The sequence below is a fragment of the Puia sp. genome, from assembly GCF_036500295.1.
GTDB lineage: Bacteria > Bacteroidota > Bacteroidia > Chitinophagales > Chitinophagaceae > Puia.
On record NZ_DASYCH010000033.1, the window covers coordinates 1 to 24,656 of the forward strand.

Here is a 24,656-nt window from a genome sequence, read left to right on the forward strand (position 1 = left end):
CCCTGCTATCTCTATATCCTCTATTACGCCGTTTGGGGACACCGGCGGAAGGAGTCATTCCGTCCGCAGGTCAACAGCCGCGCAGCCGCTTAGTTGCTGCGCAAGGATCCGACGGGGTTGGCGACAGCCGTTCTTAACGCCTGGAGGCAGACGGTGAGGCCGGCGATGGCCAGGGTGATGAGCGTGGCGGCCGCAAAGGGGCTCGCGATGATATTAGCCAGCAAGACCAATTTCAAGAAGCTGCCGGAGGCGAGACGGACGATACCGGATACGGAGGCACCGACGACCTTGCGGATACCGAACTCTTTTGTCCGTTGTTCGGCCGACAGGGAGCCGCGGCATTGCCGGAAAGCAGGGGAAAGCTGAACAGAGAGAAGAAATTGGTGTCGACAAAAAGAAGGTCCTGGTTGAATACCTGGCCGGCAGCGCGTACGACCCGGCCGGCATTGGCGATGCGGGTATAGTCGCTGATCCCGGGGATCTCCTGTTTGAAGGCCGGGCCGACCACCATTCCGGTCTTTACCGTTTTGAATAGCTGATTGCCTTTGTCATCGATCACCCGCGCGACGATGCGTTGGAGCCGGTGCCCTTGTTCATGAAACCGGTCATAGCTGAGTTCGTCCCTGGTGTAAAGGATGATGAGCATACAGCAGGCCAGAGCGATGGCGAGACCGGAAATGTTGATCAGAGCCGTAACCTTATTGCGGCGGAGGTTGCGAATGGCGACGAGAAGGTAGTTTGTCAGCATAAGCGGAGGTTTATTCCAGCGAATGCCACAAATCTGAGGCTGATTTTATTACTTGCTGATCTTCTTCTATTTGCGAACACCCGGAATGTACGAACATGTTCGTTTTCGATACAACGGGTGCACGGTTGGATCGCGATCTATAGTTTACTGTGGAACGGGAAAAAAGTTACCGGGAGTAGGGACTTTTTTATCTTTGGTCCCTATGACCCCTCACGAGATCATCATCGGATATGCAAGGAAGTTTGTGCCGCTTTCGGAAGAGGAGGCGATGCAATTCGGCGCGGCCTTCAGAGAGGTGAAGATCAACAAACGGCAATTCATCGTCCAGCCCGGGTTTGTGGCCAGGAGCCGGTGGTTTGTGATCCAAGGGGCATTGCGGGGCTATGTGGTCGGCGATGCGGGGGAGGATCATACGATCCAGTTGGCGATAGAAGAATGGTGGATCTCCGATTACAACAGCTATATCTTCCAGCAGCCGGCCAGCATGTTCGTGGTGGCGTTGGAAGACTGTGTGCTTTTGCAGATCAGCCATGAGGATGAGAAGCAGCTGAAGGCGATGAACCATGCGTTCGAGACCTTTTTCCGCATCCTGGGCGAGCGGTCGACGGCGTCGATGCAGCGGCGGATCATCTCCAATCATACGAAGACGGCGGAGGAGCGATATCAATATTTCCTGGAAAAATACCCGCTGATGGTGGAGCGGCTGCCACAGTATGTCGTCGCCTCTTTTTTGGGGATGTCGACGGAATTCCTCTCGAAGATCAGGAACCAGAAAGTGCGGCGGAAATCTTGAACTGGTTCAAGTCTTTTTTCCATACTACTTCATTTTTTCCCATCTCCAATTGCTGCAACTTTGTGTTGTCTTTTAATCGATCCACACAAAATTCAACAGTATGATATCAGCAAGAGTTTTTAGCGTTCCTACGAGGGATGAGGTATCGAGTCGGGATCAGGCGATCTTCGACAGCCTTCAGAAGAGTGTCGGGTTTGTGCCCAACCTGTACGCGTATTTTGCCAAGAACGAGACGGCGCTGCGGGACTACCTGGCATTGCAAAACAGAAAGAGTACGCTCAGCACCAAAGAACGGGAGATCGTCAATCTGGTGACCAGCCAGATCAATGGTTGCCGGTACTGTCAGGCGGCCCATACGGTGCTGGGGAAGATGGCGGGCTTCACCGATGCGCAGGTCCTGGACATCCGCCGCGGGCGGGCTCCATTCGACGCTAAGTTTGATGCGCTGGCCCGGTTTGTGGCTTCGATGGTGGAGAATCGGGGAAAGGCAAGCGAAGCATCCAGGGAGGCGTTCTTCGCGGCCGGATATACGGAAGCCAATATGATCGATGTGGTGATCGCTGCCGGCGACAAGCTGATCAGTAATTATATCCATAACCTGACGGAGCTGGAGATCGATTTCCCGCTGGCGGAGGAACTCTAATTATCATTACCGGCATTTTGATAATCAATTTATTGCGACTGCAACCAGGGTGCATGGCGGGTGATCTGAGGAGAAAATCAGCGGGGGCTACTTTCTGACGATGTTTCCCGTAACTTGGGGTATGAAACGAATCGTGGTTTTTTGCGGATCGAGCTCCGGGACGGACCTGGTGTATCAATCGCAGGCTTATGCCACCGGAAGTTTTCTGGCGCAGTCGAGGATCGGCCTGGTCTATGGGGGCGCCCGGGTGGGATTGATGGGCGCCGTTGCCGATGGAGCATTGGCACAAGGCGGAGAGGTGATCGGCGTGCTGCCGCGCTTTTTAAGCGGGAAGGAGATAGGGCATGTGGGGTTGACCGACCTCATCCTTGTGGAGACCATGCACGAGCGAAAGATGAAGATGAATGAGTTGTCAGATGGAGTGATCGCGCTGCCGGGCGGTTTCGGGACCCTGGAGGAACTGTTCGAAATGGTCACCTGGGGACAACTGGGGTTGCATAGCAAACCGGTGGGTATCCTGAACGTGGACGGATTCTATGACGAGTTGATCGCGCTTGTGCAGACGATGGTGACGAAGGGCTTTCTGAAAGCAGAAAACCAGCGGATGATGCTTTTCGCGGACAGCATCGAAGCATTAATCAAACAGATGCGGAGTTATCAGCCACTCGCCGCGCCGAAGTGGATCACAAAAGAAACCTCATGAACGTCCAGGTATTACAACATGTCCCTTTTGAAGGGCCGGGGTCGATCGCGGATTGGTGTATCGCCGGCGGGCATGTGCTGCATATCACGCCGCTTTACCTGCCGGAGGCGATCCTGCCGGAGATGAATACTATCGATCTGCTGGTCATCATGGGCGGGCCGATGAATGTTTATGACGATGCGGTATTTCCGTGGCTTGCTGCTGAAAAGGAATTTATCCGGGCCTATCTGCAGGCGGGCAAGCCGGTGTTGGGTATCTGTCTTGGCGCGCAGTTGCTGGCGCTTTGCAGCGGGGTGAACGTCGGGCGGGCGCGACACTCCGAGATCGGCTGGTTCCCGGCGCACGCTACACGGGCGGCAGAAGCGTTTCCCTGGTTCCATTCCCTGTTTGCCGACGAGCCGGTACTTTTTCACTGGCACGGCGACCGGTTTGAGATCCCTGCCGGTGCGGAGAACCTGGTGTCGACGAAGGCCAACGACAACCAGGCGTTTATCCTGGCGGACGGGCTGGTGATCGGGTTGCAATTCCATCCGGAAATAACGCCGGTTCTTTTGGAGCAGATGGTCGCGGAAGGCAGGGATGAACTTGGCGGCGGCGGTTTTGTACAGTCGGCCGAGACGATCGTCGGGTCCGCGGAGTACAGGGATGCGGGTATGGTGATGCACGGAGTGCTGGAGTACCTTGCAGGAGTGAGCCTGGCGAAGACGTTAGTTCAATAGAAACCAAGCTGTTCTTGTGGCAGCGGCAGGGATTAGCAGAAAGATGGCATTTTTTGGCGTTGTTTGCTAATATTTTTAGTATATTTGAGGGGCTATGAAATACAGTAAACAGCTATCGACGAATGCGCGGATCATCAAGGACTTGCTGACGAAGTACAGGGATACCTTCGCGGCTTTTTGTGAGTTGTTGAACAATTCCATCCAGGCAAAAGCCACGAGGATCGAATTGACGATCGACTATGCCAATTCGGCGACGGTGAAGGCGCCTTTTACGCGGATCGAGCTTGTCGATAATGGCGTTGGGGTGAATGCGACGGATTTCGAGAAGAAGATCCTGGAGATTGGGACGGATGTGAAGAAAGACGGGCAGGGGATCGGGCGGTTCGGGGCCTTGCAGCTGGGGGAGAAGATGATCATCACGACGGTGGCGGAGGATGGGGTGCGGGGGTGTTTTACCCAGGTGGTTTTCCCGCTGGACACGGCGGGCATCCCGTCATCGTTGTCGAAGGTGAACCTGGAGTTCGACGTGGAGGAACTGAAGAAGAAGGCGAACCCCTATTACAAGGTGGTGATCGAGAACCTTCATCACAATAAGCAGGGGCGGCTTTTACCGAAGAACAAGATTGCCGAGAAGTTCCGGCAAGAGGCGATCGAGCAGGCCTTGTTCGAGAAGTATCCGTTGCAGGTGTTCAACCGGGAGATCCGGTTTGTGGTGAACGGGCGTGAGCTGGACCCGGCGGGGTTTGTGGTGGATACGCCGCATTTGCGGACAGTCGTATATACCGATCTGCAGCAGAACGAGCATCGGTTCGACTTTCATTTTTACCAGTTGCGGGTGGATCTGGGCAAGGTAAAGGTGTTTTTTTATGTCAACAATTCCGGGATCAAGACGGTGGCGCATGAATTCACGTATTCCTCGGACTGGTATACGGCGGATCTGGGCACCTGGTTCATCTATCTTGATTCGGAGTTCTTCGATACGGACCTGTTCCGCAATATCGATCTGGATTCGCTTGGGGACGAGGAGATCCGGCGGCTGAAGGAGTTTATCAAGGATGCGATCAACGATTTTTTTAAGGCGCAGAACAAGCGGTTCGAGAAATTCATCGCCGATCTGGAGAAGGACCCCTCCTACCCTGCTTCCTTCGAGTTACCGATCTCGGCTTCGCGGGAGTTGTTGTTCCAGAAGATTGCCTACCTGGTGGAGGATGAGTACAAGCTGCTGAACAAGGATGAGCGGATCCGGGGGCTTTTTTATTCGTTGATCGACCGGTCGCTGGCCAGCGGGCATGTGGAGGAGGTGTTTGGCAAGGTGGTGAAGTTGTCGGAACCGAATATGGAGAAGTTTCACCGGCTGCTGGAGAAGACGGAGCTGGAGAATGTGATCGGATTTGCGAGTGCGGTGGCGGGGAAGCTGGAGTTCCTCGACTTCCTGCATGAGCTGATCTATGGGGATGTCGGCGAGGTCTTGCGGGAGCGGAGTCAGCTGCACAAGATCGTCGAGCGGGAGCTTTGGCTTTTTGGGGAGGCGTATAATGGCACGCAGCATTTGTGGAGCGATAAGAAGATCGGGAATATCCTGAAGGAGTTGCGGGATCAATACCTGGTGTATGAACCTACGGCGGCGGATGAGAACCTGATCGAGGCGGTGGAGGGGATCGACAATATCACCGATCTTTTCTTTTTTAATGAGAAGGTGTTGGATAATGAGGACCGGGAGGTGATGGTGGTGGAATTGAAGTCGCCGAGATGTGCGATCGGGAAGAAGGAGTTGCAGCAGATAGATGAGTATGCTTTTACGGTGGAGTCGTATCCGGGGTTGCCGAAGGAGAATATCCGGTATAAGCTGGTGTTGATCTCTTCGCGGTTGACGGCTTATGCGAAGTCGAAGATGCGGTCGGCGCGGTCGACCTATCATCAGCCTTTTCTATATGACCGGAAGCCGGGGAAGAACATCGAGGTGTTTGTGATGGAGTGGTCGGAGCTGATGGAGTTGAATAAGCGGAAGCTGGGGTATCTGTCGGCGAAGCTGAAGGTGAAGGATAAGAGTGTGCGGGAGAAGTTCGAGACGGAGTATCCGGGGATCGTCAATGAGAAGGTGAGTGCGCGGTTGACGCGGACGAAGGGGGTGGTGGTTCGTTGATGGCGGATGAGTGGGGTGCCGGGTGAGTTATTTCAAATAAAGCAAAGCGAATTGAATTTCGGTAGCGCCGTTGTTGCCGACGGCCAGGGGGCTGTTGCCGGGGATGAAGAAATAGTCGCCTTTTTTGGTGGCGGGTTGGCGGTTGACGGTGCCGTTGGCGGAGGGGCCGCTGAGGCAGATGAGGAGGACGGGGGATTGGGAGCGGGGCAGGGCGAGGTGTTGTCCTGCGGATAGGGTGAGGCGGTAGACGCGGGCGGACCGGGTGTCGAAGAGTTGTTTTGCGGAGGGGGGAGCGATGGCGGAGAAGGCGCCGGGGTCGCCGGGGGTGTGGGGAAGTTCGATATCCATGACATGGAATTCAACGGTATCGTCGTTCCATACGCGGTGAATGCGGGGTTTGTCCTGGAAGCTTTCGAACCAGATATTGCCGTCGGCGAAGGAGGGTTTGCCGGGTTCGACGAGGACCTGGGAGCCGGTTTTTGTATTGCTCAGTACGATAAACACGGAGGGGGTGGAGTGTTTATGCATGAGGGTGGTATCGTGGGGCGGGATGTGGACGTCGAGAACGCGGGCCCATTCATTGGAGAGGACTTTATGATGGCGTGGTTCTTCGCTGACCTGGACCTGGGAGTAGGCGCTGGAGCGGAGGCCGGCGATGGAGAGGATAGAGAGAAACAGAAAAAGGATGGTTTGGCGCATGGCGCAGATGGTTTGGCGCATGGCGCAATTTAAGCATTTTGGATGGGGCGAAAAAAAAGGGGCCGCGCCCGAAGACGCGACCCCGATGGGTGCTGACGGCTCATTGCACCGCATCACTATTGTGTGGCATACACTTCGCCGATGCCGGTGCGGCTTCCGCTGACCCAGGCGGTGATATCGAAGCGGAAGTATTTTGCCTGTACGGGGGCGATGAAATTGATCCCTTTCTTATCGGGGTTGGCGGCGTTGGTGCCGGTGGCGGGGCCGGTGCCGGTCCAGATGCCCTGTACCGTCCAGGTGGTGCTGTCGGTGCTGGTAGAGACCTTTATCTGGGTGGGGTTGTCGCCGGTACTGACATAATCGGGGATCAGTTGGAGGCCGCTGATGGTTTGGATGGCGGCTATGTTGACGATGGCGTATTTGGCGGCGGCGGAGCTGTTGCTCGATCGCCAGGCGGTGCTGTTGCTGCCATCGAGCATCGCGGGTCCGAGGGAGCCGGAGGTTGTGTTGCTAACGGTAACGGACCAGCCGGTTCGGGCCAGGAGGGCGGCTGCGGTGGGGGTTTGGGAAACGAAGATATTGGTGTAGCTGTAGGTCACGTTGATGAAGACCGTCTTTTTGTTTGTGCTGATGCGGACGCCTTTGTCCTTGCCGGTGATGGCCGTGATCGTCAGGGGCAGCAGATAGCCGCCGGGATTGGTCAGGGACGCGGGGTCGGTGATATCGACCTCGAGGGAATCAGAGGTGAGGGCGCCGACGGCGATGGTGTGTTTGCCGGGGTTTACGATATTATAGGTATTGGCGGGCAGGGCGATGCAATTGGTTTTGTTGACCTGATTGTATTGCGCCACGAGGGTCGTGTCGGCGGTGAAAGTTACGTCCACGGCGGCTACGACATCGCGGGTAGCCGAGGCGGCGACCCTTATCACGCTGTCACCGGAGACGCCGGCGGGAGTATGGAGGAAGGGCGTCGTCACGGTATTGGTGGTGGAAGCGTAGTCCCCGGCTACATAGATCAGCAGATCGCTGGAATCGAGGGTATCCTTTTTACAGGAGCCCCACAGAAGCATCGCGGCAGCACAGGCCAGGCAAAGAAAGTATTGGGGTATATTCGACTTTTTCATTTCGTTGTTCATGCTGTTTGGTTATTAATTGGGGCAGCGGACACCCTGGATGAAGACAACAGGTTTTGCAGCTACCGCTTTATAGCCATGGCCGGTGAGGTCGGTGGCATTGCCGTCGGCATCCACTTCGTTCAGCCGCCAGTAGGCGAGCAGGTCCTTCGAGGTCGGGTCGACATAACAAAGGTTGTTGATCAACTGGCTGCTGGTGAGCGCCGTCTTCCAAACGCGGGCTTCACTCATATACCCGTTGGTAAGACGGCCATCCGCCGAATACCCCAGATGGAATCCGCCGGAATAGGTATCGGTGAGGTTGATCCCGCCGGCTTCCGCGACGGTGTAGTTGTCGAGCGTACCGTTGACATAGATGCTGACGGTCGAGCCGTTGAATACGGCGGCGACATGATACCACTGACCGGTGGAGAAGAGGGTATTGCCGGCCACGGGATATTTGTTGCCGTTGATGAGCCCGCCGGCCAGTTCCACCTGGTTGTTGGCGATAGCGACATCACCGAAACGGAGCAGGAAATTCTCTTCGATACCCATGATCGAACTGATGAACGGGTTGGCCGTCTGGAACTTGTTGACGAAGACGCGGCATTCGATCGTCAGCTTTTGAACGCTTGCCAGGGTGGGATCCGTCTGGAAGCCGGGTACGGTGAAGTAATTGGGCGACAGGGTCACGGCGGGGGTGATGATGGTCTCGTTGATCAGGATGTACAGAGTTCGAGAGGCGTCGAGGACATCCATTCCACCGGCATCGGTGATCGTCACGGGGACGCAGTAGACGATACCCTGCTGGAACGCCGCCGTAGAGGTAACGGAGAAGAGAGCAGACTCCGACACATTGGTACCGCTTTTTATCACCACGTTGTCGGCCGACAGTGTGTAGCTGCCCGCGGGCGGCAGGGGATAGGACGTGCCGTTGGCCTTGTTGTAGGCCGCCAGCAGACTGGAGTCGATGGTGATATTGACCCGGGTATCCTTCACGGCCTTGTTCGAAGACGTGATGGAAACACCCAGGCCACCAGGGCCGTCGACGGTGAGTTTTGCGGCCGCCGACTGTTCGGTACCGGTGAAATAGACGACATCGTGATATTTTATGGCCTTTTTACAACCGGCGGAGATGCCGGCGACCAGGATGGAAAAGAGGATGAGTTGTTTTATATATCGCATGACGAATAGTTTTGGGATTAATGAATCGCGGGATTGGCTTCCTGCAGGCAGGTGCGCATGTATTTATAGGGCGGGGTCAGGTTGTAGTCCCGTTCGAAATAGAAGGCCCCCCACCCTGCTTTGGCACCCTGAGTCGGCTGCCAGCGTTCCATCCCCTGGAGGGACATCAGCTGGTTGCCATCCTGGTCGAGGGTGTTGCCGTTGGCTTCGGTGAACGGCGCGCCGCCGGTGGCCCACCAGTCGCCCATGTTCTCCGTGACGATGAATTTCCGGACGGGAAGGAAGCTGGCTACCGAATTGTAACGGCCTTGCAGGAACGTCGCGGAGCTTGTGGTGACGCCCTGGGTATAGGCCTGGTTGACGAAATAGTTGACATAGGGTGCGGTTTCAGCGGGTGGGATCGTCGTATAGTAGTCAATGACCAGCAGTTTGTCCGGGTTCTTTGATTGAGGTCCGAGGAACTGCGCCATGTACTTGACGAAGATGGTAAAATTGCTTCCTGTGAGGAAGTCGCCGGCCGGTTCGTAATCGCAATCGAATCCGTCGAGGTCGTGGTTCAGGACCTGGTCGACATAATACTGGGCGAATTTGACGATGCCGGCGGAATCCAGGGTGACCCAGGAAACCCCTTGCATCCGCACGATGGCTACGGCGAGCATCTTCGTGCCTTTTGTCTTTTGCACAAACCGCATCTCGGAGTAGGCCGTTGGGTTATAGGATGCGGTGGTGTCGTTCTGTTTGTCGGTGGGTATGCCGCCCCAGAGGCTGATGATATCGACGCTGTCGGGCACCCCCATGAAATGCTGGCCATAGGAATAGTTCTGGGAATATTCCGAGAACCAGCCATAGCAGATGGGGTGATCACTCTGTTTGAACGCCCGCAGGTTGGCATAGTATGCGTCGCTGTAGGTGTCCGGCTTTTGGAGTGTCAGGGCCTCCGGGGTTGTTTGTTTGCGGCAGTGCACCAGGGTCAGTACGGTCAGGAGGGTTAAAAAGGAGAGTTTCAAGTTTCGTTTCATTCCAATCTATTTTTCGAATGAGCATTGTTGTTACCGTTACTGGGATCAGGGTTTCTTATCCCACCAGAGTTTTGTTCCGCCATTGTCGGGTCCGCCGAGCTGGGAGACACCCGATTGCACACCGGCGGAATTGCTTTGATATTCGGACTGCGGAAAAGGCAGGCGCCGGATCTGAGTGGCGGTGTTGATGAGGCCTCCGCTGTTGTTGACGACTACGGGAAAGACCTTGGGGTAGCGGGTGCGTCTGTATTCGGACCAGGCCTCCTGCCCGTCGGGATAGACGGACAGCCATTTTTGGGTGAGGATGCGTTCGAGCCTGGTCTCGAGGGGGTCGCCTTCCTTCCAGTGGATGGTGACGGTGCTGAGGGTGGCGCCGGAGTTGACGTTGTTGCCGGCGTTGGCGGGATCGACGTAGACCGCGGGTTTGCTGGTGGAGTCGAGGATATAGGCCGATGCGGAACCGGCGCCGAGATCCGTGAAATGGGTCTGGATGCCGGTCTCATAGAGACTTTGGGCCGTCCCTTGCATGTTCCATCCGCGGACCGCGCCTTCGGCGCGCAGGAAATAGATCTCGGCGGCCGACATCCAGGGGATGGAGCTGGTGCTGGCTACGTTAAGGGTGGAGAAGGGCGTGGTATAGGCGCTGATGTTGGTGATGCTGATCCCGTTGCGGATACCGTGATACTTGCCGTCGGGCGCTTTGTTGAACAGATAGCCGATGCGGGGATCCTTATAGCCGTTGAGAAAGGATTCCATATTTGCACCCATGCGGATATCGTTGAAGTTAAAGCAGATGATCTGAAGGGGGTTGTGGATATTGACCCCGTCGGCGCTTTGCAGGAAGGCGTTGTCGGCGTTGGAGGTGAATACGCCATAGGAATTGCCGACGGCCTCTTCCGCATTCTTCTGCGCCAGGGAGGGGTTTGCATAGGCGAGGCGCATCGCCAGGCGGAGCTTCAGGGAGTTGGCAAATTTTATCCATTTCACATAGTCGCCGCCATAGATGAGATCGTAGTTGGCCAGGGGTTTTGAATTGGGGTTCCGGCTTACATAGTCGGTGAGGACGGCGATGGCCGAATCGAGGTCGTCGAAGAAGGAGCTATAGATATCCTGCTGCGCGTCATAGGGGGTGGTAAGGCTGCCGCTGCCGAATTTGAAATAGGGCAACGGGCCATACATATCCGTCGTGCGATGGATGGACTCGACCTTGATGATCTGCGCCAGCGCATAGATATGCCGGAGGGAGGGGTCTGTGCCGACGTTTCGTTTTATCGAGAGCCAGGCGGGCATCACACCGAGGAAGGCCCGGCCAAAGGCCTGACCATACCAGGATGGGGTCATGCTGTAGGTGGTATTGTTGGCGCCGCCGAACCAGTTGTCGCTGGCGCCCATGTAACCGGAATAGACATCACCGGCGAGGTTCTGCACTTCCTGGTACATCTCATCCCCGAAGGCGGGCTGCTGGGCGGTGGGAAAGACATTCTGTTCCATCTGCGAGAAGAAGACCCCGGTGGCCAGGTTGTCGTCCTGCAGCATTTGCTGGGTGGCGCCGTTGGGGTTGGTATTATAGTCCCTGAAGTTCTTTGTGCAGGCGGCCGCAAGGAGCAGCAGCACGCCGGCAAAAGAAGATCGGAGTATGGGGTGTATCGTTGTCATGTTTTTTTGTTTAACCATTGATCAGAATTGGACTTTTACGTTGAACCCGATGCTTCTGAGGCTGGGTTGCATGAAGTAATCGATGCCCTGGTAGTAGGTGCCGGTGTTGGCCGTGGATTCGGGGTCGAAGGGGGCTTTGTTGTAGAACATGAAGAGGTTGCGGCCGACGGCCGAGATGCTGATGCCCTGGATCTTCTTGTGAAAGAAGCTGGCCGGGAAGTTGTAGCCAAAGGATGCTTCCCCGAGGCGGACATTGGTTGCGCTGTAGACGTACCTGCTGCCTACGCCGGCGACGCCGCCGCCAACCACCGAGTAATAGGATTCGGCGGGTATCCGGTAGCCGTTGATCAACGCTCCGCCCTGTTCCCGGGCGATGGCGGATGCCTGTGAAACGCCGAAGCCGTCCATGATCGCCTGGGTGATGGAGACCCCTACCCCACCGATCCGCGCCAGGACGAGGAAGCTGAGGTTGAAGTTGCGGTAGTCGAAGCTGTTGCGGAAGCCGATGTTATACCGGGGACTGGCGTTGCCTGCTTTTATATAGGTGTTTGGCGCCGCGGTAACGGACTGGGTGACGGAGCCTACGTCGATATAGCCGTGGCCATCCGCCTGCAGGGTGGTGACGTAGATGTCGCCGATGGAGCCGCCTTTGACAAGCGCTTCCATATAGCTGCCGGTGCCGCCCACGCTGAGGCTGTCGACGCTGACGGTCTGGCCGGTTGTCTTATCGGTGTAGTTGGTGAGCAGCTTGACGATCTTATTGCGGTTGAGCGAGAGGGTGGCCGTAGCGTTCCAGCCGAGCCGGCCGAAGTGTTCGTTCACGCCGAGCGCCGCCTCGATGCCTTTGTTGGAGACCTCCCCGGCATTGATATAGAAACTGCCGTATCCTGTGCTGGGGGCCAGCGCGGGATTGAAGAGCTGATTGTAGGTGGAGGACTGGTAAGCCGTCAGGTCGAGGCTGAGGGTGTTGCGGAGGAACTTAAAGTTCAGTCCGGCTTCATAGGATTTTGTGCGTTCGGGCTGGAGACCCGTAGCGGGCAGATAGCTGCTGGTGGAAGGGAAGCCGCCGATGATCGGGTAGCTTTCGATCGTGACGAACCGCTGTGGCGGGTTGCCCACTTCGCTATAGGAGCCGCGCACCTTTACGAACGAAAAAGTATGGGAATGAAAACCCAGCAGTTCGCTGAGGACGGCGGAGGCGCCGACGGACGGATAGAAGATGGACCGCGCGGTGGTGTTCACCAGGGCCGAGGCCCAGTCATTCCTGCCGGTGGCGTTTATGAAGAGGCTGTTGCGGTAACCCAGCTCCACGCTGCCGAAGACGGACTGGATCTGGTCATGATAACCATCCTGGGTCGGCGTCGCGAGTGCGGGGTTTACGTTGGCGAAATTGAAAAGGTTTGGAACGCTGAGGAGATTGCCGCCGTAGCCGATGCTGGAAAAGCGGGTGTCGAGATAGCTCGAGCCGAGATTGGCTACGAGACTATAATCATGAAAGAAGGTTTTGTTGACGTTGAGCAGCACGTCGGCATACAACTGCTGGGTGGTGGCGTTGTTGTTGTAATACGCACCTGCGGGCGAGGCGAAGAGGCCGGACGTGGAGGCGTCATATTTCTTTTCGGCAACGGTGTTGTTGTTGTCGAGTTTTGCGCGGCCGGTGATGTTGAGCCAGGGGGCGATATTATATTTCAGGGCCGTGCTGAAGACATAGCGTTTCTTATCGTTGTTGAAGAAGTCGCGGTTGACGATCCAGTACGGGTTTTGCATCTGGAAGCCTTCGTCGCCAAAGGGCCAGAACTGAGTTTTGAAGTTGCGGGTGGGATCGTAGCGTTCGTAGACCTGGTATTTGCGGATATCGTCGCCGCGGGGGAAGAGATAGACCGGGATCAGGGCGTTGAAATATTGTCCCTGCGAGAGCATGTTCTGTTCCTGGCCGTCGATATACATCAGGCTGAGGTCGAGGTTGAGCTTGTCGTCGAGAAAGCTGGATGTATTGCGGGCGTTGAAGTTATACCGGGTGAGTTTGTTGTTCGGGATGATGCCGGTGGCGTTGACGGAAGCCGCGGAGAAATAGGTTTGGTTCTTGTCGGTGCCGGTGGAGAGGCTGAGGGTATTGGTCAGATTGGTCCCTGTCTGGAAGAAATCTGCCGGTTTGTAGGTGCTGGGAGTTGCCAGCGAGTCACCCCAGCTGGTATAGCTGCCGGGATCGGAGCCATAGCGGTTTTGGAATTTTGGCAGGACGAAGGGGCTGAAGAAGCTGCTGTTATTGGAAACGCTGATGTTCAGGCGGCCGGCGGCGCCTTTTTTTGTGGTGATGAGGATCACGCCATTGGCGGCCTGGCTGCCATAGAGGGCGGCCGCGGCGGGGCCGGTGAGTACGGAGATGGAGGCGATATCTTCTGGGTTGATGTTGCTGATACCGTCGCCCGAGGCGCCGGCGCCGGAGAAGACATCTCCCGGCTGAGTGCTGGACAGATCGGGCAGCGGTACTCCGTCCACGACGTAGAGGGCGTTGTTATTGCCGAAGAGGGATTTGGCGCCGCGCATGACGACTCTGGCCGAGCCGCCGATGCCGGAAGAGCTGCTGTTGATGGTGACGCCGGCGACCTTGCCGTTGAGGCTGTTGACGAAGTTGGCATCTTTTACTTTGTTGACCTCGGCGCCATCGACCTCCTGGACATTATAAGTAAGCGCTTTTACCTGTCTTTTGATGCCGAGGGCGGTGACCACGACTTCGTTCAGTTCGGCCTGCATCTTTTCCAGCACGATATCGATGGATGTGCGGCCTTTGACCTGGACGGTGCGGGTCTGGTAGCCGACGAAGGAGACGAGCAGGGTTTCGCCGGCGCCGGCTTCGAGGGTGAAGCGGCCTTTTTCATCGGTGGTCACGACGGTGTGCGCCCCTTTGACCGAGACCGTTGCTCCCTGGAGGGGCAAGCCATCCGCGCCGGTGACGGTACCGGTGATGGTGACCGGCGGCGGAATGGGCGGTGACGGAATGGCTGCGGCCGCGGGTGCGGACGGCGCGGGCTTCTCTTTTATGAAGATCGTATGGCTTTGGATCTCATAGCCAATGGGCTGGTCCCGGAGGACCGTCTCGAGGAAATCCGCTACCGGCATATTCCTTGCGGCGATGGTGACGGGTTTTACGTCTTTGAGGAGGCCCTTGTTGGCGAAGATCGAGTAGCCCGTCTGGGTCTCGATCGCCTTGAATACCTTCCCGAGGCTTACGTTCCGGCCGGTGAACGTGACTGTCTGAGACATGGTTCGCGCACTGGCGCTCAGGAGGCCGACGAGGAGCAGAACGACCGTTAGCTTCATAACTAACAAAGTTTTGGTAAGAGACTGCACTACATTCCCGCTACAAAAAGCAGATCTTTTCATAAATTCGCATTGGTTTGGTTTTAGAAAATTTCACTCCTGGGATTTTTGGACGACCGAATCAAGTGCCGCCCGGATTGCCGTCCGTGGCGGTTTTTCTTCGATGGTCCTTACTGTTTATTCGAGCCGGTTTTGGTTCATGGCGGTTTATTTACGGTAAAACGATCAATCGCTTGCCTGCTTCCAGCCGGAAGTGGACCTTTGACATTTCAAGGCCGTTCAATACGGCGTTCAGGGAGAGGTCCCGGCCCATCGTTCCGACGAACTCGAGTTTGGGGATCCCTTTTTCATAGACTACATCGATATCATACCAGCGCTGGAGCTGGCGCATCACCTGTTCGAGCGTGGCGTCCTGAAAATCGAACACGCCGTTCTTCCAGGCCATTGCTTTTTCCGTATCGGCATTGGGTATGACCATGATGGCGTTGTTGCCGGTGATGGTCCTGGATTGCTGGCCGGGTTTCAGAATAGCGTTTTGGTCACCGTTGACGATACGGACGGCGCCTTCGAGCAAGGTGGTGCTGGTGGCGGGCTCATCGGCATAGGCATTTATATTGAAGTGGGTACCGAGTACCTGCACCTGCGAGCTATGGCTGACATCGACGATAAACGGAGCTGCACCGCCATTTTGCGGGGCCACTTCGAAATAGGCTTCACCGGTGAGTTCCACGCGGCGGCTGCCGCCGGTGAATTCCGTCGGGTAGCGGATGGAGGAGGCGGCGTCGAGCCAGACTTTTGTACCGTCAGGCAGCGTGAGCTGGAACTGGCGGCCCTTTGGCGTGGTCATGGTGTTATAGGCGAGCGACGCGGAGGCGGCGGGGTTAGCGGGCGCGGCGGCGTTGCCCGGCGCATCGGGATGATAATCCAGCCGGCCGTCGTGTAGCAGTACTTTGGCGCCGTGCTGGGTAGCGACAAGGCCGTTGCCCAGGCTATCGAGCACCACGGTGCTGCCGTCGGCGAGGGTCAGGATGGCGCCCTGTTTGCCCGGAGCGATATCGGGCAGTGCCGGCGCTGTCCCGGCAATGGAAGACTTCGGTTTTTGTTTGTTGTTGAGCAGAAAGACGCCGGCGGTGACCAGCAGCAGTACGGCGGCGGCCGAGGCATAACGCACCCATGCGATGTCGATCACGCGGCGCCGTTTTGCGAGGATCGCGGGAAGTTTTGCTTCCAGCATCGAGCGGAGCCGGGGGTCGATGCCGGCATTGGAAACGGGATGATGTAATTGTTGCAGCAGCATCTCTTTGGTTTCCGGCGACAGCTCTTTTTCGGATAGCCAGGAGATAAGGGTGTCGATATCCGCCGGGGATAGGTTTCCGGCGCGGAGCCGTTGAAGCAGTTGGGCGTCAGGAGATGTCGGCACGTTTTGGTTTTTTTATTTACCTGGAAACGCGCGGAGGGAACGACCGGGGGGGTGTCGTGGAAAAAAAATTTCAGGAAAGCAGGCCGAAGGCGGTCAGACACAGGAGGCCGAGCGGGACGCCGGTGCTGGTAATAATATTATTACGGATGGATTTATTGGCGGCCACGAGATATTCTTTTACGGTGAGCGGGGAGATGCCCATTTCCATGGCGGCGGCCTTGTAGGTATAGCCCTCGACCTTGATGAGCTGCCAGGCCCGTTTTTGCTGTGTCGGAAGCCTTTCCAGCGCGGTGTCGAGAAGGGTCGAAAGTTGCCGGTGGTCGATGGGTTGTTCGCCGGGTTCATAGGCCTCGCCTGCCAGGAGACTAAAGCGTTGCCGGAGTTTGCGATCGCGTTTTAACTTGCGGAAGAAGTCGTGGACGAGGTTCAGCGCCATCCGGTAGAGGTATGCGGTGAAGTCGTCCCCGAGGCCTTTGGCCGTCCGTTTTTGCCAGAGTTTTGTAAAGAGGACCTGGACCATTTCTTCGGCCATGACGGGATCCCGGACCATGCCGAGTATATTCAGATAGAGGCGTGGGCTGTAGAAATGATAGAGAGCGGTAAATGCTTCTTCTCCGCCGGCCTGCATGGCCGCAACCAATTGCTCTTCGTTTTGTAGAGTTTCCATTGACAAGCAAAACCTTAACCAAGGATCACCGCTAAAACTAGAGAAAAAGGCAATACGGAGCAAGTAGTATCGGCGAATGGGAAATATCTACCGGCGTGGGATGGGGTGTGGATGGATGAGCGGTGAACCGGCTTTGTGTTATGGTGGCCCGGCAATTGCAGGAGTAGCGGTAGGCTTTTAATAGGATATTGGATTTTAGCAACGGCCTGGATGTCTATCCGGGCTTTTTTGTGTAAAGCGGGGAATTCGGGCGACGCCATTCCACAATTCTGGAGGGATGCTAAGTGGATGTGCTTAATGGTTAATAAGAATATTGATAAAGGGAGGAAATGGAACTGCCTGCGGTTAGGCTGGACGCGGAATCGGGAGCATATTTGTGGAGACGCCCGATTGGTCTTGCGCCCTTTACCCAGCCTGTGCACATTACCCTGAATGAATTAACCTGCCTGAACGGCGGGTTTTTTTGTATTATCTTTCCCCAAATTCTTTTTTTTGTCAAGGTGTTGGCTATTGTTCCTGCTCGGTTTTTTGTCTGGCGGCTTTTGCATTCCGGCGGCGGGCCAGGAACATAGTTATGCGGATTATACTGTGAAGGATGGGCTCGCCGGGTCAACCGTATACAGTATGGCCCGGGACAGGGATGGGTTTCTCTGGTTTGGGACCGAGACGGGACTCAGCCGGTTTGACGGGACCCATTTCCGCAATTTTTATATGAGCGATGGGTTGCCCGACAACGAGATCATCAAAGTTTTTGTGGATTCCCGCAACCGGGTGTGGATCGTACCTTTTAAGAACAGTATCTGTTACTATCTGAATGGGATGATCCACAATCAACAGAATGATCCGCTGCTGGGAAGGCTGAAGATCGGCAGCGAGGTGATCTCGGTGAACGAGGACGTCCATGGGGACCTTATCATCGCGGAATCCAAGGCAATCGATGTGGTGCATCCGGGTGGGAAGATCACCATCATCGACCGCTTCGAAGGATGGCCTTTCATGGTCGTGCAAGCGGGGCTTGATGAAAAAGGGGAATGCAAATTCTTCATCAGTTCTCACTCACCAGGCGCCCAGGTGGCGGTCATCCGACATGATGTGTTGGTGAGAACGGGCGACCTGGAAGGCGAGGGGGAGAATAATTATACGTCCACCTACCTCGGGCCGGAGCTGCTGATCTATGAGGATAAAGACAGCCTTACCTTTTTACAGGCAAAGGAACCGGGCCGGGTCAGGATCCCATCGCCAAAAGGCTTTTTGCATATTTCGCGTATCGACGACAGCAGCGTGACGCTCAACTCCTATTCTTCCACTTATCTATACAATGTCCGTCAGCACCGGATCGTCGACAGCTTTCTGCCCGGCCAGATGGTGAATGGCGCGTTGGAGGATGCGGAGGGCGGGCTTTGGTTCAGCACGCTTGGCAGCGGGGTCCATCGTCTTGCCAACCGGGATGTGGAACGCTATACGTTCCGGGAGGGAAATACGGTGTTCCCGGTGTTTACCATCCAGCGGATCGGCAATACGCTGTATGCGGGGACGGACCGGTTCTACCTCTGGAGCCGGCAGGAAGGAGAGAAAACCTTCCGGTCGATGAAGGTCGATGACAAGTTCAGCCGGGGCCGGATCACTGCGATCGAGGACCTGGGGAACAACAGTATCCTTGCGGGAACAGATGCGGGGGTGTTCCGATTTGATGCGCCGAGGGGTCAGAGCCGGAGGTTGTGGCATCGGGGGGCGGTGAAGGCGATTCGCAAAACGGGTGACTCGATGCTCATCGAGTTTTCCGGTTCCAATGTCCGCCGGTTGCGATTGCCCGGCGGAACGTTGCTCGACACGGTATTTCCGGGGCGGTCCACCTGTGGGTGGGTCCGGGGAGACCGTTGTTTTGTGGGGACGCTGAATGGACTGTATGCCGTTTCACTCAGCAGGCGGACCCAACCGGAAGAACTGCTGGAAGGCCGGATCTCGGCGATCACGGCCGCGCCGGACAGCGGCATATGGGTGGCCACTTATGGAGAGGGTCTTGTGTTGCTGAGAAAGGGGCGGCCGGTGAGCCGGTTCACGGTTGCCGATGGGCTGACGAGCAATATCTGCCGTTGTCTATATGCCGTGGGGGGGTCGGTGTGGGTGGGAACGGATAAGGGATTGAACCGGGTGGCGCCGCGGGACGGCGGTTATATCATCACTCCTTTTACGGGGGCAGAGGGACTTGGCGTGGATGTCATCAACACGGTGTATGTGGATGGGCAAAGGGTCTATGCCGGCACGCCCGACGGGATGCTTGTTTTTCAGGAAGACCGGATCGTTCGCAGCAAGGATTGCCGGTTGCGTTTGACGGGTATTCATATTTCTGGCGGTTCGTGGCCACTGGACACCGCGAACTTTATTCTTCCTTACCGAAACAACGATCTGCAAATCGAATATGTCGGCATCTCCTATCGGAATAGCGGGCCGATCGACTACCGGTACCGGCTTTTGGGCATCGATGACCGCTGGGCGACTACGGACCAAACTTTTCTGCACTACCCTTCCCTGCCGCCTGGCCGTTATGAACTACAGGTGCTTGCGATCGACCCATCGGGCGCCATCAGCGGGACGTTGCGGCTGCCCTTTGCGATCGATAAGCCTTGGTGGGAACTTACCTGGGTGCGGATCGGCCTGGTGCTGTTGATCGCGGGGCTGGTCTGGCTGACCTTCAGCTACCGGGTCCGGACGATAAGGCGGAAGGAGGCCGAAAAAACGGCGACGGCGGCCAGGATGGCCGAACTGGAGCAGATGGCGCTGCGAAGCAGGATGAATCCGCATTTTATCTTCAACAGTCTCAATTCCATCCAGCTGTTCGTGATGGAGAAGGATATCCGGGGAGCCAACGAATACATCACTCATTTCTCCCGGCTGATCCGGCAGACGCTGGATATTTCGGCGCGGTCGCAACTTACGTTACAGGAGGAGATCGACTATCTTTCCACTTATCTTGAGCTGGAGAAGAGAAGATTTGAAGAAGCGTTTGACTATGATATCTTTGTCGCCGCGGATGTCGACAAGCGGATGCAGATGCTGCCGACGATGATCCTGCAGCCGTATGTCGAGAATGCGATCCTGCATGGGATCGCCCACCGGCAGGACAAGCAGGGGAAGATCATGGTCCTGTTCCGGTCGGACGGGCATTTCCTGATCTGTATGATCGAGGACAATGGGGTTGGCCGGGAGCGGGCGGCGCAGTATAAGCGCCAGGTGCCGGGGCAATACCCTTCGAGGGGAATGGAGCTGACGGCCCGGCGGATCGATATTCTGAACAGTACGATGAAGGAGCCGATCTCGGCGGAGATCGAGGACATCACTGCGGTGGGCGGGTTGGGTGAAGGCACCCGGGTTATCGTTCGTTTCCCTTTGTGAATTGAAATCAAGATCTGCTATGATAAATTATGTCATTATCGATGACGAACCCAAAAACATCAAGATCCTGAAGGGCATGATGCAGGAATTTTGCGCCGATGCGGAGTATGTCGGAGCGGCTTCGGGAGTTGAGGATGGGGAGGCGTTGATCCGAAAGATTCAGCCCGCCCTGGTCCTGCTGGATATCCAGCTTTCGCATGAGAATGCGTTTGATCTGCTGGACCGGCTGATGCCGGTGTCGTTCGAGGTGATCTTTGTGACGGCGTATAATGAGTATGCGGTGAAGGCCTTTCGTTATTCGGCGTTGGATTATCTGTTGAAGCCCGTGAATATCCCGGAGCTTTGTGCGGCTGTCGCACGGGCGGAGGAGCAGTCGCGGCTCAGGAATGTGAACCGTCAGCTGCAAAATCTGCTCTCGCATCTCCGGCATCCCGAGGCGATGGCGCATAAACTTGCCATCCCGAATGCCGACAGTCTGAGCTTTATTTCTATCGCGGACATCATCCGGTGTGAGGCGAGCGGTGGGTATACGCATTTTTTTATGACCAATGGCGAGAAGCTGCTTTCGACGAAGACGATCGGGGAATATGAGGAATTGCTTCCCCCGGATATTTTTCTGCGGATCCACAGCAAGCATATCATCAACATCAAGCACATCAAGAAATATCACAAGGGAAGAGGCGGGTTTGTGGAGATGGAGGGATCGTATATGATCGAGGTATCGGCGCGGCGTAAGGCGGAGTTCCTGAGCCGGTTCGGGCTTTAGAGCTGCTGCGGACTAGCGACCTGATGCGGGTGACAGGCTTTATGCCGGCTGTTCCTTATGCTAAAAAAGACCATCCTTACCTATGTAAGTGAATGGTCTTGACCCTTAAAACAACCTGTCGCAAGCGTTAAATATCTTTTAGCCTACTTGTAGGATTAGTACTAGCCGGATGTCGTTCTGTAACTAAAATAAGCGCTTTTTTTTAATTATAATGGCGCTAAGTTTTTGACTCCTGCGCAAATAGCTGATAATCAATAAAGGTCTATCCATTTGAGGTCCGGGTTGATGGATGACGTGATGAGGTTGATCCATCGATATTTGGCGTAGATGTATTTGCCTGCAATTGTTAAAATATCCCCTGACCGCCAACTGCGTTTTCCGGTTTGGCATATTAGTAGATAATATAGCGGTATGGAAGATAGTCTACCTTATATTCTCTTCTTTACGTACGACGTCCAGGATCATGACCTGCAATTTCCGTTGAAGGCGGAGGTGGAGTGTCTGATACCCGGGATCTATACGGTCACCAACATCCGGCCCGAGGCCCAGGAGGAAGGATCGCTGCTGCCACCGATCCGGTTGAAGAAGGAGAACGGGGTTTGGATCTTCGTCGACACGGGCCAGGAGAGCAACCTCAGCAGGACTATCGGGGGGGCGATCGATGCGCGGGTGGATGCCGTGCGCACTTTGGCATAGGTTTCGCGCCTTTATTCTTCAAGCAGTATCTTTCAATCCATCCTTAATGGCCTTAACCAAAAAAATAATGATCGTGGATGACGACCCCGACCATTTGTTAGCTGTCAATCTGATCTTTCAAAGGAGGGGTTACCAGGTGTTGACCTTATTGGGCTGTGAGAGCCTGGAGATCCTGGATGAGGAAGTGAGGCGATTTCGCCCCGATCTTATCTTTATGGATCATGAGATGCCCGCGGTTTGCGGCAGTGATGCGGTGAAGATGCTAAAGGCGCATCCCGTATACCGGAGCATTCCGGTCATTTATTTCTCCGCGCATGACCGGATAGAATCGCTTGCCCGGGCGGCCGGGGCCGACAGCTGGCTGAAGAAGCCTTATATGCTGGACCGGTTGATGGAAGTGACCCAGCAGTTTATCTAATCTTTCAGCTGCTGTTTTTCTTATCTTTAAAAAATGTTATCCCGAACTTTTCCTGTACGATGAAGATACTTGTGATCGAGGATGAGGTCAAACTGGGGCAATTCCTGGGTGAGGGGCTTGCCGAGGCCGGGCATGTCTGTGATCATTTCATGGATGGCGCCGGGGGTTTGGAGGCTGCGCGGGGCGCAGAATACGAGCTGATCATCCTCGACCTGATGTTGCCGGATATGAATGGTTTCGAAATTCTTACCAATCTTCGAGAGTCGCGTCATCCGACGCCTGTGCTTGTGCTTAGCGCGCTTGGTGATACGGACAAGGTGATCCAGGCGCTGGACCTTGGGGCGATCGACTATATGCGCAAGCCATTCGATTTCGATGAGATGCTGGCGCGTATCCGCACTATCCAGCGGCGGGGCGGAAATCAGTCGGGCTATCAGTTGTCGGTGGGTGATCTGCAGCTGAACCTGCTGAGCCGGGAGGTTTCGCGGTCCGGGGTGCGGATCAATCTGAGCAACCGGGAGTTTGCGTTGCTGGAGTTTTTGCTCACGCATTCCAACCAGGTGGTGACCAAGGCGCAGATCCTCGACAAGATCTGGGATATCAATTTCGATCCCGGCAGCAATATCGTGGAGGTGCATATGTATCAGCTGCGCAAGAAGATCGACAAGGACACGCTGGAGCCGCTGATCCAGACCGTGATCGGTAGAGGATATCTGCTGAAAGGTGAAGTCATTAAAAGCTAGCCCCTTTTCTTTTCCATGGGTATTAAACTAAAGATAACGTTGGCATTCAGTGTGGTGTTCATCCTGCTGAGCCTGTTATTCAATCTTGCCGGATACCGGCGCATCCGGGATATGCTGATCGGGGACAGCAAGCTGCGGGTTGCTTATGTGCAGGGGACGAAGGAGAGCCTGTCTGCAGAGCGGATGGTTGCCGCGAGCGATGAGCAGTTGCAGGCCAATATGCGGACGCTGCGCAGTCTGCTTGTCGTGAGCAGTATCCTGAGTGTCATGGTCTCGGGGCTTGTGTCCTATATCCTGGCGCGCATCCTGTTGCTGCCCCTGCAACGGATCATCCAGGCGGCCCGGAATATCAACACCAATAAGATGCGGGACCCGATCCCGGTCAACGGGACCCGGGACGAGCTGCACGACCTAAGTGTGACCATCAACGATATGATGCACCGGATCGACGAGTCCCTGCAACAGCAGCAGAACTTCTTCGGCAGCGCTTCTCATGAGCTGAAGACGCCGTTGGCCATCCTGCGGACGGAACTGGAGGTGGGGCTGCGGAAGCCGGGGCTGGAAGAGGGTGTGCGGCATTTACTGAGCAACCAGTTGGAGGAGATCAGCCGGTTGCAGGAGGTGGTCAATGAATTCCTGGTGGTCAGTCAGCTGCGGGTGGGATCGCCTTCCCTTTATCGGCGGCCGTTCGATCTGTCGGTGCTGGTCGTGAAGGTCTATAATCAGTTGCTGCCCCTGCTGCGTCAGAAGAACCTCGAACCCGTGATCCGGTTTGACGAGGAGGCAGCGGATTTTATCGTCACGGCCGATGAGGATAAGATCCGGATCGTGTTGCTGAACCTGGTGGAGAATGCCGCCAAATATGGCGTCAGGGATACGGCGATCACCTGTAAGGTGGGGCGGGTGACGATGTCGGGGGAGTTGACGGTGGAGTTTACCAATATTACGGGAACGGAGAAGGTCAATACGGAGAATCTGCAGGTCGCCTTTTATCGCAGCGATCTTATCCAGCGGGGCGCGGGGCTGGGATTATGGCTTTGCAACGAGATCATCCGGCTGCATGGGGGAAGGATCGAGGTGAGCAGCGGCAACCATCGGTTTTCCGTGAGGATCAGTCTGCCGATGCCCGAGGCGGTGACGCGGGAGGCTGCGCTCTCTGCGTAGGCAGCCGTCGGGGATTACCAATGCGGCACGGGCCGGTGACGCGGGAGGCTGATGCCATCAGGGAAGATATTTGTTGATGGCGGCGAGCAGGGATTCGATGTTGAAGGGTTTTGGGAGGAAACCGTCGGCTCCCGCCTCTTTTGAAAATTGTTCAGCCTTTTCTACCCCGGAGAAATAGACGACAGGGATCTGCCGGGTGGATTCGTTGGTTTTGAGCAGTCTTGTCGACTGGATGCCGTCCCGGTGAGGCATCCGGTGGTCCATGAAGATGAGATCGGGCATAAAGTCCTTTACTACTTCGAGCAAAACGTCCGTATTCCAGAGTACCAATATATTATATCCTCTGTTAGTCAAAATCAGTTTGCAAATCGAAAGGTGGTCTAAATCGTCATCAACCAGTAAGATTTTCCTGGGATCGGGCATGCCGCGCTTTTTGGCCGTAAAATTATGTGCTCCGACTCCTTCCCCGTAGCTCCGGCATCTATATGAAGAAAAATTAATTTCGCCGGGCCCGATCACATTAGGGTTATCAGTAAGATGTTGATAGTCAATATGTAGAGAAATTTCCCCAACCGGGTTGCCGAAAGCTGCCGCGGCTTCCGGACGGGGTTGGATATTTTGTGTAACATTGTATATGGCCGTGCGTCC

Annotated in this window: 22 protein-coding genes; 11 read left to right on the forward strand and 11 right to left on the reverse strand. The window is 55.7% G+C overall.

Annotation, left to right across the window (positions count from 1 at the left end; all coding sequences use genetic code 11):
• Positions 1 to 89 precede the first annotated feature (89 nt).
• Together VGM48_RS06735 and VGM48_RS06740 are read right to left on the reverse strand one after the other, a co-directional pair.
• Complete coding sequence (locus VGM48_RS06735; RefSeq protein WP_331577340.1) at positions 90 to 230, reverse strand: hypothetical protein; 141 nt, start codon at positions 228 to 230, stop codon at positions 90 to 92.
• Between the two features lie 2 nt (positions 231 to 232).
• A complete protein-coding gene (locus VGM48_RS06740; RefSeq protein WP_331577343.1) occupies positions 233 to 748 on the reverse strand; it encodes an ABC transporter permease in 516 nt (171 codons plus the stop codon).
• 202 nt (positions 749 to 950) lie between these two features.
• On the opposite strand from VGM48_RS06740, the gene VGM48_RS06745 reads away from it, so the two are divergent.
• From VGM48_RS06745 to VGM48_RS06765, 5 genes are all read left to right on the forward strand, one after another.
• Positions 951 to 1,541 carry a Crp/Fnr family transcriptional regulator gene (locus VGM48_RS06745; protein WP_331577344.1) on the forward strand — a complete coding sequence of 197 codons (591 nt, stop codon included), beginning with the start codon at positions 951 to 953 and terminating at the stop codon, positions 1,539 to 1,541.
• Between the two features lie 100 nt (positions 1,542 to 1,641).
• Positions 1,642 to 2,184 (forward strand): carboxymuconolactone decarboxylase family protein, encoded by a 543-nt coding sequence (locus tag VGM48_RS06750; RefSeq protein WP_331577346.1) that lies wholly within the window; start codon positions 1,642 to 1,644, stop codon positions 2,182 to 2,184.
• Positions 2,185 to 2,305: 121 nt separating this feature from the next.
• Positions 2,306 to 2,887 carry a TIGR00730 family Rossman fold protein gene (locus VGM48_RS06755; protein ID WP_331577348.1) on the forward strand — a complete coding sequence of 194 codons (582 nt, stop codon included), beginning with the start codon at positions 2,306 to 2,308 and terminating at the stop codon, positions 2,885 to 2,887.
• Entirely contained in the window at positions 2,884 to 3,606 is a 723-nt protein-coding gene (locus VGM48_RS06760) for a type 1 glutamine amidotransferase (protein WP_331577351.1), read from the forward strand. The genes VGM48_RS06755 and VGM48_RS06760 overlap by 4 nt, the downstream gene beginning before the upstream one ends.
• 94 nt (positions 3,607 to 3,700) lie before the next feature.
• A complete protein-coding gene (locus VGM48_RS06765) occupies positions 3,701 to 5,749 on the forward strand; it encodes an ATP-binding protein (protein ID WP_331577353.1) in 2,049 nt (682 codons plus the stop codon).
• A gap of 27 nt (positions 5,750 to 5,776) precedes the next feature.
• On the opposite strand, the gene VGM48_RS06770 is transcribed toward VGM48_RS06765, so the two are convergent.
• From VGM48_RS06770 to VGM48_RS06805, 8 genes are all read right to left on the reverse strand, one after another.
• Complete coding sequence (locus tag VGM48_RS06770; RefSeq protein ID WP_331577355.1) at positions 5,777 to 6,469, reverse strand: hypothetical protein; 693 nt, start codon at positions 6,467 to 6,469, stop codon at positions 5,777 to 5,779.
• 95 nt (positions 6,470 to 6,564) lie between these two features.
• Positions 6,565 to 7,584: a BT_3987 domain-containing protein gene (locus VGM48_RS06775; protein ID WP_331577357.1), complete on the reverse strand. Its 1,020-nt coding sequence runs from the start codon at positions 7,582 to 7,584 to the stop codon at positions 6,565 to 6,567.
• Between the two features lie 12 nt (positions 7,585 to 7,596).
• Complete coding sequence (locus VGM48_RS06780) at positions 7,597 to 8,745, reverse strand: DUF1735 and LamG domain-containing protein (protein WP_331577359.1); 1,149 nt, start codon at positions 8,743 to 8,745, stop codon at positions 7,597 to 7,599.
• A gap of 17 nt (positions 8,746 to 8,762) precedes the next feature.
• Complete coding sequence (locus tag VGM48_RS06785) at positions 8,763 to 9,764, reverse strand: glycoside hydrolase family 18 (RefSeq protein WP_331577362.1); 1,002 nt, start codon at positions 9,762 to 9,764, stop codon at positions 8,763 to 8,765.
• Between the two features lie 45 nt (positions 9,765 to 9,809).
• A complete protein-coding gene (locus VGM48_RS06790) occupies positions 9,810 to 11,420 on the reverse strand; it encodes a RagB/SusD family nutrient uptake outer membrane protein (protein WP_331577364.1) in 1,611 nt (536 codons plus the stop codon).
• A gap of 21 nt (positions 11,421 to 11,441) precedes the next feature.
• Positions 11,442 to 14,741, reverse strand: coding sequence for a SusC/RagA family TonB-linked outer membrane protein (locus VGM48_RS06795; RefSeq protein ID WP_331577366.1), 3,300 nt, complete (start codon positions 14,739 to 14,741; stop codon positions 11,442 to 11,444).
• Positions 14,742 to 14,952: 211 nt separating this feature from the next.
• On the reverse strand, positions 14,953 to 16,161 hold the full coding sequence (locus VGM48_RS06800; protein WP_331577368.1) for a FecR family protein: 1,209 nt from the start codon (positions 16,159 to 16,161) through the stop codon (positions 14,953 to 14,955).
• Positions 16,162 to 16,231: 70 nt separating this feature from the next.
• Positions 16,232 to 16,828, reverse strand: a complete 597-nt coding sequence (locus VGM48_RS06805) for an RNA polymerase sigma factor (protein WP_331577370.1) — start codon at positions 16,826 to 16,828, stop codon at positions 16,232 to 16,234.
• Positions 16,829 to 17,320: 492 nt separating this feature from the next.
• Here VGM48_RS06805 and VGM48_RS06810 point away from each other — a divergent pair, with 492 nt between their 5' ends.
• The 6 genes from VGM48_RS06810 (at position 17,321) to VGM48_RS06835 (ending at position 24,008) form a co-directional block, all read left to right on the forward strand.
• Positions 17,321 to 20,221 carry a sensor histidine kinase gene (locus VGM48_RS06810; protein WP_331577372.1) on the forward strand — a complete coding sequence of 967 codons (2,901 nt, stop codon included), beginning with the start codon at positions 17,321 to 17,323 and terminating at the stop codon, positions 20,219 to 20,221.
• A 19-nt stretch (positions 20,222 to 20,240) separates the two neighbouring features.
• On the forward strand, positions 20,241 to 20,987 hold the full coding sequence (locus VGM48_RS06815) for a LytTR family DNA-binding domain-containing protein (protein WP_331577374.1): 747 nt from the start codon (positions 20,241 to 20,243) through the stop codon (positions 20,985 to 20,987).
• Between the two features lie 411 nt (positions 20,988 to 21,398).
• Positions 21,399 to 21,683, forward strand: coding sequence for a hypothetical protein (locus VGM48_RS06820; protein ID WP_331577376.1), 285 nt, complete (start codon positions 21,399 to 21,401; stop codon positions 21,681 to 21,683).
• Between the two features lie 46 nt (positions 21,684 to 21,729).
• The gene (locus tag VGM48_RS06825; protein ID WP_331577379.1) at positions 21,730 to 22,101 is read left to right on the forward strand and encodes a response regulator; all 372 of its coding nucleotides are present in this window, start codon (positions 21,730 to 21,732) and stop codon (positions 22,099 to 22,101) included.
• Between the two features lie 59 nt (positions 22,102 to 22,160).
• A complete protein-coding gene (locus VGM48_RS06830; RefSeq protein ID WP_331577381.1) occupies positions 22,161 to 22,844 on the forward strand; it encodes a response regulator transcription factor in 684 nt (227 codons plus the stop codon).
• Between the two features lie 15 nt (positions 22,845 to 22,859).
• The gene (locus VGM48_RS06835) at positions 22,860 to 24,008 is read left to right on the forward strand and encodes a HAMP domain-containing sensor histidine kinase (protein WP_331577383.1); all 1,149 of its coding nucleotides are present in this window, start codon (positions 22,860 to 22,862) and stop codon (positions 24,006 to 24,008) included.
• A 57-nt stretch (positions 24,009 to 24,065) separates the two neighbouring features.
• On the opposite strand, the gene VGM48_RS06840 is transcribed toward VGM48_RS06835, so the two are convergent.
• Positions 24,066 to 24,431, reverse strand: coding sequence for a response regulator (locus VGM48_RS06840; protein ID WP_331577386.1), 366 nt, complete (start codon positions 24,429 to 24,431; stop codon positions 24,066 to 24,068).
• Positions 24,432 to 24,656 lie beyond the last annotated feature (225 nt).

What these genes read in the sequence shown, in the direction of transcription:
- VGM48_RS06745 (WP_331577344.1), top strand. Translation starts at nt 951, where the DNA reads ATGACCCCTCACGAGATCATCATCGGATATGCAAGGAAGTTTGTGCCG.
- VGM48_RS06765 (WP_331577353.1), top strand. Translation starts at nt 3,701, where the DNA reads ATGAAATACAGTAAACAGCTATCGACGAATGCGCGGATCATCAAGGAC.
- VGM48_RS06805 (WP_331577370.1), bottom strand. Translation starts at nt 16,828, where the DNA reads ATGGAAACTCTACAAAACGAAGAGCAATTGGTTGCGGCCATGCAGGCC.
- VGM48_RS06835 (WP_331577383.1), top strand. Translation starts at nt 22,860, where the DNA reads ATGGGTATTAAACTAAAGATAACGTTGGCATTCAGTGTGGTGTTCATC.
- VGM48_RS06840 (WP_331577386.1), bottom strand. Translation starts at nt 24,431, where the DNA reads ATGCCCGATCCCAGGAAAATCTTACTGGTTGATGACGATTTAGACCAC.
- VGM48_RS06795 (WP_331577366.1), bottom strand. Translation starts at nt 14,741, where the DNA reads ATGAAGCTAACGGTCGTTCTGCTCCTCGTCGGCCTCCTGAGCGCCAGT.
- VGM48_RS06775 (WP_331577357.1), bottom strand. Translation starts at nt 7,584, where the DNA reads ATGAACAACGAAATGAAAAAGTCGAATATACCCCAATACTTTCTTTGC.
- VGM48_RS06770 (WP_331577355.1), bottom strand. Translation starts at nt 6,469, where the DNA reads ATGCGCCAAACCATCTGCGCCATGCGCCAAACCATCCTTTTTCTGTTT.
- VGM48_RS06780 (WP_331577359.1), bottom strand. Translation starts at nt 8,745, where the DNA reads ATGCGATATATAAAACAACTCATCCTCTTTTCCATCCTGGTCGCCGGC.
- VGM48_RS06830 (WP_331577381.1), top strand. Translation starts at nt 22,161, where the DNA reads ATGAAGATACTTGTGATCGAGGATGAGGTCAAACTGGGGCAATTCCTG.
- VGM48_RS06785 (WP_331577362.1), bottom strand. Translation starts at nt 9,764, where the DNA reads ATGAAACGAAACTTGAAACTCTCCTTTTTAACCCTCCTGACCGTACTG.
- VGM48_RS06755 (WP_331577348.1), top strand. Translation starts at nt 2,306, where the DNA reads ATGAAACGAATCGTGGTTTTTTGCGGATCGAGCTCCGGGACGGACCTG.
- VGM48_RS06760 (WP_331577351.1), top strand. Translation starts at nt 2,884, where the DNA reads ATGAACGTCCAGGTATTACAACATGTCCCTTTTGAAGGGCCGGGGTCG.
- VGM48_RS06820 (WP_331577376.1), top strand. Translation starts at nt 21,399, where the DNA reads ATGGAAGATAGTCTACCTTATATTCTCTTCTTTACGTACGACGTCCAG.
- VGM48_RS06815 (WP_331577374.1), top strand. Translation starts at nt 20,241, where the DNA reads ATGATAAATTATGTCATTATCGATGACGAACCCAAAAACATCAAGATC.
- VGM48_RS06750 (WP_331577346.1), top strand. Translation starts at nt 1,642, where the DNA reads ATGATATCAGCAAGAGTTTTTAGCGTTCCTACGAGGGATGAGGTATCG.
- VGM48_RS06825 (WP_331577379.1), top strand. Translation starts at nt 21,730, where the DNA reads ATGGCCTTAACCAAAAAAATAATGATCGTGGATGACGACCCCGACCAT.
- VGM48_RS06740 (WP_331577343.1), bottom strand. Translation starts at nt 748, where the DNA reads ATGCTGACAAACTACCTTCTCGTCGCCATTCGCAACCTCCGCCGCAAT.
- VGM48_RS06790 (WP_331577364.1), bottom strand. Translation starts at nt 11,420, where the DNA reads ATGACAACGATACACCCCATACTCCGATCTTCTTTTGCCGGCGTGCTG.